This is a genomic window from Psychroserpens sp., assembly GCF_047633235.1.
GTDB lineage: Bacteria > Bacteroidota > Bacteroidia > Flavobacteriales > Flavobacteriaceae > Psychroserpens.
On the sequence record NZ_JBLIET010000010.1, the window covers coordinates 17430 to 30946 of the forward strand.

Consider the following 13517-nt stretch of genomic DNA (forward strand, 5'->3'; position numbering starts at 1 on the left):
ATCTAGGCAACAATACTTAATGTCTTTTTAGTTTCAACCCTATTTAACTTAGCTTCAAATTGATTACTTGTATTATTCTGCCCTCCAGCTTTTAAAGCTTTTTCTCCTGCAAAAAATGTTTTATGATCATCACCAAGATCTGAACCAGCCATTCTTTGGTGTTTTACACAGGAAACGTTTTTTCGTATTTCTTGTCTTTGCACATCTTTTACATAAGCCAACATGCCGTCTTCTCCAAAATAACCTTTAGTCAAATCATCCATGTGAAGAGCTGATGTATGATAGGTTGGCAACGTAATTAAGTGATGAAAAATTCCAGCTTCTTTGGCGCCATCTTTTTGAAATGTTCTAATTTTGTCGTCGGCGCGAAGGCATAGTTCTGAACCATCATATCGGGCATCCATTAAATTATTTTTGTCATAGGCTGTCATGTTTTTTCCTTCTGCAAGCATGTCTTCAAATACTTGATTTCTAAAGTTTAATGTCCAATTAAAAGAGGGTGAATTATTATAAACTAATTTGGCTTTTGGCTCCACTTCTCTTACTCTATTTACCATGTGTGCAATTTGTTTCACATTTGGTGTTGGTGTTTCGATCCATAATAAATCTGCACCATTTTGAAGACTAGTAATACAATCTAACACCACACGATCTATGTTTGAACCTTCTTTAAACTTATATAAACCGTTTGGTAATCTTACAGGACGAACTAATCTTCCGTCTCTTTTTAGAAGCACATCGTCTTCCCTAGCATCACAAATAGCAATTTCCTCTGCTTCGACAAAAGCTAAATATTGAGATGCTAAATCTCCAGGCTCTATACTAACAGGTAATTTTTGTGTTAAACCTGCACCTTCAGAATCTGTTCTAGCAACTATAATTCCATCATCTATTCCTAATTCTAAAAATGCATATCGAATAGCATTTAGTTTTGCTATAAAATCTTCATGTGGAACTGTTACTTTTCCGTCTTGATGTCCACATTGCTTCGCATCAGAGACTTGATTTTCAATTTGGATTGCGCAAGCGCCAGCTTCTATCATTTTTTTAGTAAGTAAATAGGTCGCTTCTTCATTACCAAAGCCGGCATCAATATCTGCTATAATAGGAACAATGTGTGTTTCATAATTATCAATCTGATCTTGTATATCTTCGCCATTTTCTAATCTTTTGAATAAATCATTCAGTTCTACGGCATCTGCTTGACGTAAAAAGGCATAGATTTCTGCTATAAGATTGGGTACTGCCGTTTTTTCGTGCATAGATTGATCGGGTAATGGTCCAAATTCTGAGCGTAATGCTGCAACCATCCAACCCGAAAGATATAAGTATCTTTTATTTGTCGTTTTATGATGTTTTTTTACAGCAATCATTTTTTGTTGTGCCACAAATCCATGCCAGCAACCTAGTGATTGGGTATAGTTTGACGAGTCTGCATCGTAAGCTACCATATCCTCTCTCATAATGGCAGCTGTATATTTGGCGATATCTAAACCTGTTTTAAAACGATTTTGAGTAATCATTCTGGCCGCACTCTCTGGTTGTATTGTATTCCAAGTGTGTCCATACTTTGCTTTAAGATTTCTTACTGTTTCTAAAGCAGAACTATAATTGCTTTGTGCTATATTTTTCATAATTTTGTGTTTACTTATTAAGATTTTTCGAGATTTTGATATGTTAGTCTCGCAAACTATTCCAGTAGTTGCGAGACATTTTTTTTATATATATTGGTATGCTGGAAGCGTTAAAAATTCTTCAAAATCCTCTGCAGTTACTAGTTTATTAAACAATTCTATTGCTAATTTAAATTTGGTATTTACAATGTGGTCTTGACCAACTTCTGTAATGATTTTTTCAACTTCATTATCAAAAATTTCATTAAACAAACCTTGTGTAAATAGTCTACCATCTTCCAGCTTGACTTCATTTTTTAACCATTGCCAGACTTGTGTTCTTGAAATTTCGGCAGTGGCAGCATCTTCCATTAAATTATAAAGCGCTACAGCTCCATGACCTCTTAACCACGCTTCGGTATATAAAACGCCAACATTAATATTTTTTCTAATCCCAGCTTCTGTTACTGTACCTAAAGGTCTTTCAACTAAGTCCTGTTCTGTTATTTTTACATCTTTTCGTAAGACATGTAATTGGTTTGATGTAGGCATGTGTTTGTCAAATTCGTTCATAGCAACTGCTACTAAATCTGGATGTGCAACCCAAGTACCATCATGACCGTTTTTTACTTCTCGCTCTTTGTCTTTTCGAACTTTTTCTAATGCAATTGCATTTGCTGCATTGTTATTTTTAATAGGAATTTGAGCAGCCATACCACCAATGGCTAGAATACCTCTTTTGTGGCAACGTTGAATAACTAACTTAGAGTAGGCATCCATAAAAGGAGTTGTCATCGTTACTTGATCACGATTAGGAACTACAAAGTTTGGATGGTTTCTAAACTTTTTAATGTAAGAGAAAATATAATCCCAACGTCCACAGTTCAAACCAGTAATATGATTTTTGAGCTCATAAATTATTTCGTCTAATTGAAAGCTTGCAGTAATGGTTTCTATTAGAACGGTGGCTTTAAAAGTTCCTTGTGGCACGTTTAAATAGTCTTGCGCAAAGGTAAAAACGGCGTTCCACCAGCGAGCCTCTAGGTAATGTTCTAACTTTGGAAGATAAAAATACGGAGCTGTACCTTGTGCTATCATAGTTTTGGTATTATGAAACACATATAAACCAAAATCTACTAGACTTCCCGAAGCGTCTTCATTATTAATAATAATATGCTTTTCATTTAAATGCAAACCTCTTGGTCTCACTAATAAAACTGCTGTTTTAGTATTTAATTTATACGACTTATCTTTTTTAGAATCGTATAATGAAATAGTTTGCTTGTTAGCATCTAATAGATTTTGTTGACCATCTATAATGTTTGACCAAGTTGGTGCATTACTATCTTCTAAATCGGCCATAAAGGTTTTAGCTCCAGAATTTAGAGCGTTGATAATCATTTTTCTATTAACAGGTCCAGTGATTTCTACACGTCTATCTTGGAGGTCTTTTGGAATGTCTCCTGCGGTCCAATTACCATCTCTAATATGTTTTGTTTCTTTTGGGAATTCAGGGAATTTTCCAGCATCGAAAACTAATTGTTCTTGTTCTCGTCTATCAATTAACTGTAGCCTTTTTGAATTAAACGTTTCATGCAATGCAGTTATAAAGGCTAAAGCGCTGTCTGTTAATATTTCTGGGTAGTAATTTTTAACTTCTTTAGAGAATTGTGTTTTCGGTAGTTTTAATAGTGTGTTTTCCATAGGATTATCATTTTACTCTACAATGATAAAACAAACATTTTAAAAAACCTAGCGAACGTTCGCTAAAAATATATATTCGCTAAAAGGGTGTTTTCGCAAAATATCCTATATTTGCTAATATGGAAGAAGAGTATATTAAACTTATATTTGGGTTAAAGTTAAAGCAGATAAGGACTGAAAAGAAGTTATCTTTATTTGGTTTGTCAAAACTTTCTGGTTTATCAAAATCATATTTAAACGAAATTGAAAAAGGGAAGAAATATCCAAAACCTGATAAAATCGCAATGCTTTCGGATAAGCTTGACGTTCCTTATGATCAAATGGTATCTTTAAAGTTAGATAAAAATTTAGCGCCAATAGGAGCACTATTACAGTCAAAAATTTTAAAGGAAATTCCTTTAGATTTGTTTGGTATTAAAGAGACCAATTTAATAGATATTGTAGCCAGTGCGCCTGCAAAAGTGAATGCATTTATTAGTACTATAATTGAAATTGCACAGCACTATAACTTTAGTAGAGAAAGTTTTTTCTTAGCTTCGGTACGCTCTTTTCAAGAAGCAAATAATAATTATTTTGATGATTTAGAACAGCAAGTTTTAATGTTCTCAAAAGCCTATCATGTTGATTTAACTACACATATTTCCTCAAATTACTTGGAAGAGATTTTAATTGAAGAGTATGGGTATAGTATTAACAATTCTGAATTAATTAAATATGAATCTTTAGAGAGTTTGCGTTCTGTTTTTGTTCCTAAATCCAAAACACTATTACTTGCTGACGGGATAGACGAAGCACAACGTTCTTTCATTTATGCTAAAGAGATTGCTTATAATTTTTTAGATATTAAGGATCGATTATATACTTTTCCTTGGATAAAATTTAAGAATTTTGATCAAGTACTTAATAATTTTTATGCCTCATATTTTGCTGGAGCTTTAATGATTCCTAAAGATGAATTGACAGTGCAACTAGAGACTATTTTTCAAAAAGAATCTTTTGACGAAGCCTTATTTATTAAAACGTTGGAAGCTTTCAATGCGTCACCAGAATCATTCTATCAACGCTTAACCAATATTCTTCCTAAAGCGTATAATATTCAAAATTTATTCTTTTTAAGGTTTACACACAAGGCAGATAGTGAAAAATTTGATTTAAAAAAGGAGCTTCATTTATCACACCAGCATTCACCTCGTGCTAATGAAGCCAACGAGCATTATTGCAGACGTTGGGTATCTGTAAATGTTTTGAATGATATTAGCAAAAATAAAAAGACTCACGAATTTGATATTCAAATATCTAATTACGAAGGTGAGAATACAACGTATTTAGTACTATCATCTGCCACTAAAGATCCCTTTAAAGACAATCAATATAGAAGTATAAGTATTGGGTTGTTGATTAATAAACAATTAGAACGCAAACTAAAATTCTTAAAAGATAAAACAATTAGAAGACAAGACGTAGGTGTAACCTGTGAGCGTTGTTCTATAAAAGAGTGTGAGGTGAGGCAAGCACCAGCATTAGTTTTAAATCAACTTACTAAAAACAAAAAAATTGAAAAGATTGTCGAAGTGTTAAATCAACAATTCGAGTAATAAATAAGTTTTAAAATTCAAACTTCAACTGTACACTAACAGATTTTTCTTTGGCTTCTAAAACTTTAATTTTAGATGTCTCCGTATTTAAATTAGATAACGAAATCCCTAATAATCGCACCGAGTTACTCATCTTTTCCTGAAATAATAAATCTTTCGCAGTTTCGAAAATGATACTTTTTTCACTAACAAAATAGGGTAACGTCTTGCTTCGAGTTTGCAACGTGAAATCGCTATACTTGATTTTTAAAGTGATTGTTTTTCCTGAAACTTTACTCTTTTTAAGCCTCTTGGCAACTTCTTCTGTAATATGATCTAGCTTTTCTAGCATGAAAATTTCCGAAGATAAATTCTCACTAAACGTTCGTTCGGCAGCAAGAGATTTTCTAATTCGGTTGGGTTTCACGTCACTATTGTGGATACCTCTTACAACATGATAATAGTAGCTACCTGACTTTCCGAAGTGGTCATCTAGATAATCTAATGATTTTCCTTTTAAATCTTGACCAGTAAAAATTCCTTTTTGGTACATTTTTTCGGCAGTCACTTTACCAACACCATAAAATTTCCTGATGTCTAAATCTTCTAAGAACTGAAGTACTTCTTCTGGATTAACTGTTTTTTGTCCGTTGGGTTTGTTATAATCGCTAGCTACTTTAGCAATAAACTTGTTGATAGAAATTCCTGCAGAGGCTGTTAAGCCTACCTCAGTAAAAATCCGGTTTCTAATCTCTTGAGCTAATAATGAAGCACTTGGGTTGCCTTTTTTATTCGCAGTAACATCAAGATAAGCTTCGTCAAGGGATAAGGGTTCAACAAGATCTGTGTAGTCATGAAATATGTGTCGTACTTTTTTAGAAATCTCATTATAGCGATCAAAATTTGTCTTTACAAATATGAGTTCTGGACATAGCTTTATCGCTAATCGTCCAGACATTGCGCTTTTTATACCAAATTTTCGTGCTTCATAACTTGCAGCGCTAATGACACCCCTTGCACCACCGCCACCAACTGCAATGGCCTTACCTCTAAGTTCTGGATTATCAAGCTGCGCTACAGAGGCGTAAAACGCGTCCATATCTACATGAATAATCTTTCTAATTGGTAAATCATTTAGCATAAAGCAAATTTATAATATCTTTGATTTAATTGACGCTTCATTTATGAAACTTATACAAACACTTTTAGGATTTACTTTTTTATTATTAGTATGGTCTGCTATAAATCCTTACGACTATTTTACATGGTTTTTAGAGGTTTTACCAGCTATAATAGGTGTCTTGGTTCTTGTCATTACCTTTAAAAAATTTAGATTTACAAATTTTGTATATGTACTTATTTTTGTCCATTGTACAATTCTTATTATAGGTGGACACTATACTTATGCAGAAGTCCCATTATTTGATTGGATTCAAGAGGCTTTTAATCAATCCAGAAATAATTATGATAAGATAGGTCACTTTGCGCAAGGTTTTGTGCCGGCAATGATTACAAGGGACTTATTATTTCGCAAAAAAGTTGTGCAGTCTAATAGTTGGCTCAATTTCGTTGTCGTATGTATTGCCATGGCAATAAGTGTGACCTATGAGTTTATAGAATGGGGAGTGTCGCTTTTAACAGGTGAAGGGGGAGATTCTTTTTTAGGAACTCAAGGGTATATTTGGGATACGCAATCTGATATGTTTTATGCAACGATTGGTGCAATTTTAGCTTTGATTTTCTTCGGAAAATATCATATCAGACAAATAAACAAACACGATTTAAATTAATTAAAGATTCCCGTTTTTAGGGGAACTAAAGATGATAGAAATAGAACGTAAATTTTTAGTCAAATCAGAAGATTTTAAAACAGAATCTCATAAACACACACGAATTATTCAAGGCTTTTTAAATACGAATCCTGAACGAACAGTTAGAGTGAGATTGAAAGGAGATAAAGGGTATCTAACTGTTAAAGGAAAATCAACTAACGATGGTTTATCTCGTTTTGAGTGGGAAAAAGAAATCTCTAAATTAGATGCTGAAGGGCTTTTTAAATTATGTGAAAAAGGTCTTATTGATAAAATCAGATACGAGATTAAAATTAGACAACATGTGTTTGAAGTGGATGTATTTTCTGAAGAAAATCAAGGTTTAATAATTGCTGAAGTTGAATTAAATCACGAAGAAGAAACTTTTGAGAAACCAAATTGGCTCGGACAAGAAGTCACAGGTGACAAACGCTACTATAATTCGCAATTAAGTCGGCACCCTTTCAAAAATTGGGTATAAAAAACCACTCTATTTATCATTTCGACTAGCGTAACGTACAAAGAGTAGTTTTTAATTACTTTGAAGACTTACTAGATTTTCTTAGCGCAACAGTCTTTTTTACAATCGTCTGCACAAGCCCCTTTTTTTGCGTCTTTTGCTTTATCTGCACAGCAGGCTTTCGAACAATCTGCTTCGCATTCATGTTTTTCCGATGAAAAATCTTTTACGGTATGCATGTTTCTTACTTTGTAAGTGTCCCCTGCTTTTGCAACAGCTTCCTCCAATGTATTTGGAGTTACCATAGCTTCGTCGTACTCTACCATTGCTAATTCTTTCTCAAAATCTACTTTTGCAGATTTCACACCATCCATTTTAGCAATTTTCTTTTCAATAGTCTTAGCGCAACCCATTGCACAAGTCATACCTTCAATACCAAATTCTGCCTTGGCATACGTGGCATTGGGATTTAATTTTTTAGCTGCCTTTGTATTGACTTCAGAAGTGATTTCAACAGTTTTCACTTCTGGTTCTTTATCACTTTTACAGGCAACTAGTGATATTGGAGTTAATGCAATAGCCAATATGTTTTTCAAGGTATTCATAAGAGTTTTTAATAAGTGTTCAAACAAACATAATAAATATTGATGTTCCTTGCATATAAATTAACGAAATTTGTGAATTACTTAATAAATCTTATGAGAGAAACTACCAAAAAATGGGTTTTCCTGTTTGTATTAGCACTAATTTGGGGAAGCTCGTTTATTTTGATAAAAAAATCCTTATTGGGTTTAACACCTTATCAATTAGGTGCATTGCGAACTATTATTTCTGGTTTGTTTTTGTTTTCAGTTGGGTTAAAGAGCTTGAAAGTCATTAAAAAAAACGAATGGAAATGGGTTGTGATTTCAGGTTTTATAGGTTCATTTATACCTGCCTTCTTATTTGCAATTGCAGAAACCGAAATTGATAGTGCGATTACTTCAATTTTAAATTCATTGGTCCCATTGAATGCTATTTTACTAGGGTTTACAATTTTTAAAATTGGTTTCTCAAGACGCCAATTGTTTGGCGTTATTATTGGGTTTATTGGTACAAGTATATTGATTTTTCAAGGCGCAGATTTAAATCCAGATCAAAATTATTTATATGCAGGCTTCGTAATTATTTCAACAGTTATGTATGCCCTTAATGTGAACATTATAAAGAAGTATCTTCAAAATGTAAAACCTTTGAGTATTGCGACAGGTAATTATGTTGCAATTATGATTCCTGCCATTGTAGTATTACTGTTTACAGATTTCTTTTCTGAAAGTACATTTACACATAAAGATTTTCAAATGTCAATGGTATATGTTATTGTTTTGTCTTTATTTGGAACAGCGCTTGCCAAGGTTTTATTTAATACACTGGTTCAAATATCTACACCAGTATTTGCCTCTTCGGTAACCTATTTGATGCCAGTTGTTGCTTTGGCTTGGGGTTTATTGGATGGCGAAACATTTGGGCCTTTGCAGATTGTTGCTAGTGTGATTATCCTGTTGGGTGTTTATTTGGCTAATAAAGGAAGGTATAAAAAAAACCCGAAGTATTAATTACTCCAGGTTTTTTTAAATAAAATATGTAGTAAGCTTACTTAAAATCTGCTTCTGTTACACCCTCATTAAATTTAATATCAGTAGAATTTAATATAATAATTTGTGGACCAGCAGTAATTTTTTGAGTAAAAGGCATCATCACACCATCTACTTCTTTATAGTTTGATACATCTTCAATAGTCGTTACACTTTGACCTTGCGCTTCTGTGGTGGATTCTGATCGCATTAGTAAACCAGTTTCTACATTGTAGAATCTATTTGAAACTTCGCCACCTTTAGTCACTTTGATTTTGTAAGCATCGACACCACTTAAAGGAACTATAGCTTCTAACTCTAGCGAGGTCACCTCCATATAAATTTCCGGAAACAATCCCTTTTCAGATTGTTTGCTAGAAAGCTCTTTTTCAGTCATTGGAATTTTCATTCCTTGTTGTTCACTGTATCCTGCAGCACCATCAAACTTTTGTTTCATTACAGTACCCATACCTTCAATCATCATTTCCATAGACGTTTTATTTGGAGCCATGACTTTTATAATTGCTTTTGGTTTGAAAGGAGCTCCTTCAATTGTAACATCTGCATTAGATAATACCGAGTTTACTTTTTCTAAATTACTTTTTCCTCCTATAGCTGTGATGTAGGTATCAATTACTGTTTGTGCTGTTACTCCTGAAGGGATTGGTTTTGAAAAAACGGGTTTATCAACTGAATTTGCATACGTGTCAAAATACATTATTGGAATTCCTGTTTTTTCAAGGTTATCTAAGACATCACTACCTTTACCAACAATTACGATTCTAGCATTTTCAGATTTCATGTATTTATTAGCTACGCGTGTTACATCATCTGCGGTTACGGCATTAATTTTTTGTAAAAACGTTTTGTAGAAATCATCTGGAAGATCATTTAACTTTATGTTTAGTGCGAAGCGGGCAATTGTTTGAGGGCTTTCTAGCGCCATTACAAATTGACCAACGTATGCAGCTTTTACATTTTTAAGTGTTTCTTGTTCTACAGGTTCTGTTCTAATACGATTCATTTCTTTTAAGGTTTGAACCACAGCGCTATCTGTAACCATATTTCTAACAGATGCTCCAGCTGTAAATCGAGCGGCGTATTTATCAGTCCCTACATTAGAACGTGCGCCATAAGTATACCCATTCGCTTCACGAAGATTCATGTTTAAGTAACTACTAAAATCTCCTCCAAAAATTCTATTTGCAATTAATACCGCATGATAGTCTTCGTCTTTTGTTTGTAAATCTACATTGTTCGTTATTGAAATATTAGATTGTACGGCATTAGGCATATCTACAAAGTTAATTTGAGTGTATTGTGCATTGGGAGCTTCATTTGGTACAGTATATTCTACGCCGACAGATTTTTCCCATTTAGAAAAATATTTTTCTATTTGCTTTTTAACATCTTTAAACTTGACATCGCCAACAACAACTAAGTACGCTTCGTTTGGATTAAAGTAGGTCTCATAAAAAGCTACCGCGTCACCAAACATCACGTTTTTTACGGTTTCTTCAGTTGTGAATTCGCCATAAGGATGCTTTTTTCCATAAGATAAAGCGTTACCGACTCGACCAGCAATAGCATCTATGCTTTTTTCATTAGACTTTAAACCGTCAATAAGTTGTGCTTTTTCTTTATCAAACTCTTCTTCAATTAATAATGGGTTGATTGCAGCACCTGCCATTAACTCTAAAATACGATCTGAGTATTTTGATAATGAGCTAGCAGAAGCACCACGAGCACTAAAGTTGATATTCGCTCCTAAGAAATCCACTTCTTCATTGAACTCATCTTTAGAAATGTTTTTAGTCCCATTACCCATCATACTTCCAATTAAGCTCTCAACTCCTGCTTTATCACCAGTAGTCATTGGCTTATTGTCTATAGTTAGCGAGAAAGATACTCTAGGTAATTTATGATTTTCTACAACTAAAACAGTTAATCCGTTTTTTAGCGTAAATTCTTCAGGTTTCTCGAATGAAATTTTTGGAGCAGGTCCTGGTTCTGGCATTTTAGTGCGATCAACTTGTGCAAACGCACCAACCGACATTAAAAAGGCTACTATTATTATTGATATTTTTAATTTCATGTGTATATTTTTAATTTGTTTTTTATGGTCACATATTACATCCATATAATTATTTCCTTGTGAGATTTAATTAGTTAAAAGGGATGTTTCATTTTGATTTATTCTTTAGTTGTCAGTGTTTTCTTTTGGTAAGTATTCTAATTCAACACGTTGGTTTGGATTCAAGTATTTCTTTACCACATCTTGAATTTCTTGTCTAGTGATTGATCTATAGATCTCAATTTCAGTATTGATAAGATTAATATCATCGTATAACATGTAATTTGTTACTAAAGATCCAGCGATACCTTGAATACTTGAATTGGAATTCACGTATCTGTTTTCAAATTTATTCTGAAGTTTTTGAAAATCATTTTCAGAAATTAAGTCATTTTGCATTTTTACGATTTCCTCATCAATTTCAGCAAGTAAGGTTTCTAAAGTTGTTTCACCTAATGGAAGGCCATAAAGAATATACATACCACCATCCATTTGCTCTACGTATAGTGTTCCAGTTTGAAGTGCTAATTTCTTGTCATCAACTAACTCCTTAAATAATTTAGATGTTTTACCATCACTTAGATAAGCAGAAACCATATTTAAAATATAAGAGTCACGTTCTTTAAACCCTGGTGTTCTATATCCAGCCATAATTGCTGGTATTTGAATATTCGGGTCATAAAACGTAGCTTTAATAGTTTCTTCAATTGGTTCTTCTTTTGAGAAATTTCTACTTGGTGTTGGTCTACTCTCAACATCTTTAAAATATTTTTCAACTAATTTTTTAGCTTCTTTTTTGTCAATATCTCCAGCAACAACGAGGGCTGCATTATTAGGTCCATACCAGTCTTTAAAGTATTGTTTGAATTCTTCTAGAGTAGAGGCATCTAAATCTGCCATTTCACCTATATTCTTATTTTTATAAGGATGAACTTTAAATAAGTTCTCACTTATTGCAAATAAAAACTGACGATAAGGCTGGTTGTCGTAGCTCGAGCGCTTTTCTTCTTTTACAACCTCGTTTTGAGTATCCACACCAACTTGGTCAATAACAGGGTGAAGCATGCGTTCAGATTCCATCCAGAGCCCTAACTCTAAATTATTAGATGGAAATACTTCGTAATAATAGGTTCTATCAAGAGATGTATTCGCATTATTACTACCGCCATTTGAAGATACAATCTTAAACCATTCTCCACGGTCTATATTTTTAGTTCCTTCAAATAAGAGGTGTTCAAAAAAGTGAGCAAAACCTGTGCGAGGAGCAACAGCTGTTCCTCCTAAATCTTTTCCTCCAACATTATACATTACACCAACAGTCACTACAGGAGCAGTGTTATCTTGGTGTAAAATAACGTGAAGTCCGTTATCTAAGTCAAATTCTTCAAATTCAACCTGTTGAGCCTTGGCAGACAAGCCAACTAGCATCAAAGAGGCTAAAATTAATAGGTAGTTTTTCATTGTGAGTTTGTTTTAAGTTAATTGTGGTTTTGTGTTAATTTTTTCAATATGGAATACAAGTGTTTCATTTCGTTAAAATGTTACACGATTCTTACAAAAATAGTAAATAGCAAGATTTATTTTATTGTTTTTAATGCAAAATATATCATAAAATTACAACGGAAAGGCTTGAAAATGAAAGCTAGAAGACTATTTTTTGGATTTCAAAATTATTAAAGCAAGGTTAAAACGTATTATCTCCTTGAAAATTTATATATCGTTTGTGAATTAACGAATTAGAATGTATATTTGCACCCGCTTTCTGAGTAGAAAGCATACATTTTTAACAAAATATAATTAATAAAAACGCTATGTACGCAATTGTAGAGATAGCAGGGCATCAATTTAAAGTTGAAAAAGACCAAAAAGTTTTTGTTAACCGTTTAGCAACAGAAGAAGGTAAGAAAGTAGATTTCGATAACGTTCTTTTAATTGGTGATGGTGACAATATTACTTTAGGCGCCCCAGCTATAGACGGAGCACTAGTAGGTGTAAAAGTCTTAAGGCACCTTAAAGGTGACAAAGTAATCGTTTTCAAAAAGAAGAGAAGAAAAGGTTACCGTGTTAAAAACGGTCACAGACAATCTTTATCTGAAATCGTAATTGAAAGCATTGTTGCTTCAGGAGCTAAAAAAGCTAGTCCAGCCAAAGCTGAGAAAGCAGCTCCAAAAAAAGAAACTAAAAAAGCAGAAGCTAAGCCAGCCGCGAAAGTTGAAGAGGATACTCGAGACTTAAGTCAAATGACTGTTGCTGAGTTAAAAGAAATGGCAAAAGCGAAAGGAATCGAAGGTCTTTCTTCTATGAAGAAAGCTGATTTAATTGCTGCTTTAAGCTAAATATTAACAAATAAACCCTTAAGACAATGGCTCATAAAAAAGGAGTAGGTAGTTCTAAAAATGGTAGAGAATCAGAATCAAAACGTTTAGGTGTTAAGATATTTGGTGGGCAAGCTGCAATAGCTGGTAACATTATCGTTAGACAAAGAGGTAATACGCATCATCCAGGTGAGAATGTGTATGGCGGAAAAGATCACACTTTACATGCTAAAGTAGATGGTTTAGTGAAATTCACAAGGAAGAGAGACAATAAGTCGTATATTTCTATTGTGCCTTTTGAGGCTTAATTGAATTTTATCTCATAATATTAAAAACCCATTCTAATTTTAGAA

Annotated in this window: 12 protein-coding genes; 6 read left to right on the plus strand and 6 right to left on the minus strand. The window is 33.3% G+C overall.

All coding sequences use genetic code 11. The annotated features are described in order from the left end of the window. Positions 1-2: 2 nt before the first annotated feature. Positions 3-1634 carry an isocitrate lyase gene (locus tag ACJAZK_RS04935; RefSeq protein ID WP_415222898.1) on the minus strand — a complete coding sequence of 544 codons (1632 nt, stop codon included), beginning with the start codon at positions 1632-1634 and terminating at the stop codon, positions 3-5. An 84-nt stretch (positions 1635-1718) separates the two neighbouring features. Further along, entirely contained in the window at positions 1719-3317 is a 1599-nt protein-coding gene (gene aceB / locus ACJAZK_RS04940) for a malate synthase A (RefSeq protein ID WP_415222899.1), read from the minus strand. 119 nt (positions 3318-3436) lie between these two features. On the opposite strand from aceB, the gene ACJAZK_RS04945 reads away from it, so the two are divergent. Then, complete coding sequence (locus tag ACJAZK_RS04945; protein ID WP_415222900.1) at positions 3437-4912, plus strand: helix-turn-helix domain-containing protein; 1476 nt, start codon at positions 3437-3439, stop codon at positions 4910-4912. Positions 4913-4922: 10 nt separating this feature from the next. Here the strand turns inward: ACJAZK_RS04945 and dinB are convergent, their stop codons facing one another. Beyond that, on the minus strand, positions 4923-6032 hold the full coding sequence (gene dinB, locus ACJAZK_RS04950) for a DNA polymerase IV (RefSeq protein WP_415222901.1): 1110 nt from the start codon (positions 6030-6032) through the stop codon (positions 4923-4925). Between the two features lie 43 nt (positions 6033-6075). Here dinB and ACJAZK_RS04955 point away from each other — a divergent pair, with 43 nt between their 5' ends. Together ACJAZK_RS04955 and ACJAZK_RS04960 are read left to right on the plus strand one after the other, a co-directional pair. Beyond that, entirely contained in the window at positions 6076-6681 is a 606-nt protein-coding gene (locus ACJAZK_RS04955) for a DUF2238 domain-containing protein (RefSeq protein ID WP_415222902.1), read from the plus strand. 31 nt (positions 6682-6712) lie between these two features. Next, positions 6713-7183 (plus strand): CYTH domain-containing protein, encoded by a 471-nt coding sequence (locus ACJAZK_RS04960; RefSeq protein ID WP_415222903.1) that lies wholly within the window; start codon positions 6713-6715, stop codon positions 7181-7183. A 71-nt stretch (positions 7184-7254) separates the two neighbouring features. On the opposite strand, the gene ACJAZK_RS04965 is transcribed toward ACJAZK_RS04960, so the two are convergent. Then, positions 7255-7767 (minus strand): heavy-metal-associated domain-containing protein, encoded by a 513-nt coding sequence (locus ACJAZK_RS04965; RefSeq protein ID WP_415222904.1) that lies wholly within the window; start codon positions 7765-7767, stop codon positions 7255-7257. 93 nt (positions 7768-7860) lie between these two features. Between ACJAZK_RS04965 and ACJAZK_RS04970 the strand changes: the two genes are divergently transcribed. After that, positions 7861-8757, plus strand: coding sequence for a DMT family transporter (locus ACJAZK_RS04970; RefSeq protein ID WP_415222905.1), 897 nt, complete (start codon positions 7861-7863; stop codon positions 8755-8757). 37 nt (positions 8758-8794) lie between these two features. Here ACJAZK_RS04970 and ACJAZK_RS04975 read toward each other — a convergent pair whose 3' ends face one another. Both ACJAZK_RS04975 and ACJAZK_RS04980 read right to left on the minus strand, forming a co-directional pair. Further along, positions 8795-10870, minus strand: coding sequence for a M16 family metallopeptidase (locus ACJAZK_RS04975; RefSeq protein ID WP_415222906.1), 2076 nt, complete (start codon positions 10868-10870; stop codon positions 8795-8797). Between the two features lie 105 nt (positions 10871-10975). Continuing rightward, positions 10976-12310 carry a M16 family metallopeptidase gene (locus ACJAZK_RS04980; protein ID WP_415222907.1) on the minus strand — a complete coding sequence of 445 codons (1335 nt, stop codon included), beginning with the start codon at positions 12308-12310 and terminating at the stop codon, positions 10976-10978. 350 nt (positions 12311-12660) lie between these two features. Here ACJAZK_RS04980 and rplU point away from each other — a divergent pair, with 350 nt between their 5' ends. Beyond that, a complete protein-coding gene (rplU, locus tag ACJAZK_RS04985; RefSeq protein ID WP_415222908.1) occupies positions 12661-13185 on the plus strand; it encodes a 50S ribosomal protein L21 in 525 nt (174 codons plus the stop codon). Between the two features lie 26 nt (positions 13186-13211). Then, a complete protein-coding gene (gene rpmA / locus ACJAZK_RS04990) occupies positions 13212-13472 on the plus strand; it encodes a 50S ribosomal protein L27 (RefSeq protein WP_415222909.1) in 261 nt (86 codons plus the stop codon). The last annotated feature ends 45 nt before the right edge of the window (positions 13473-13517 follow it).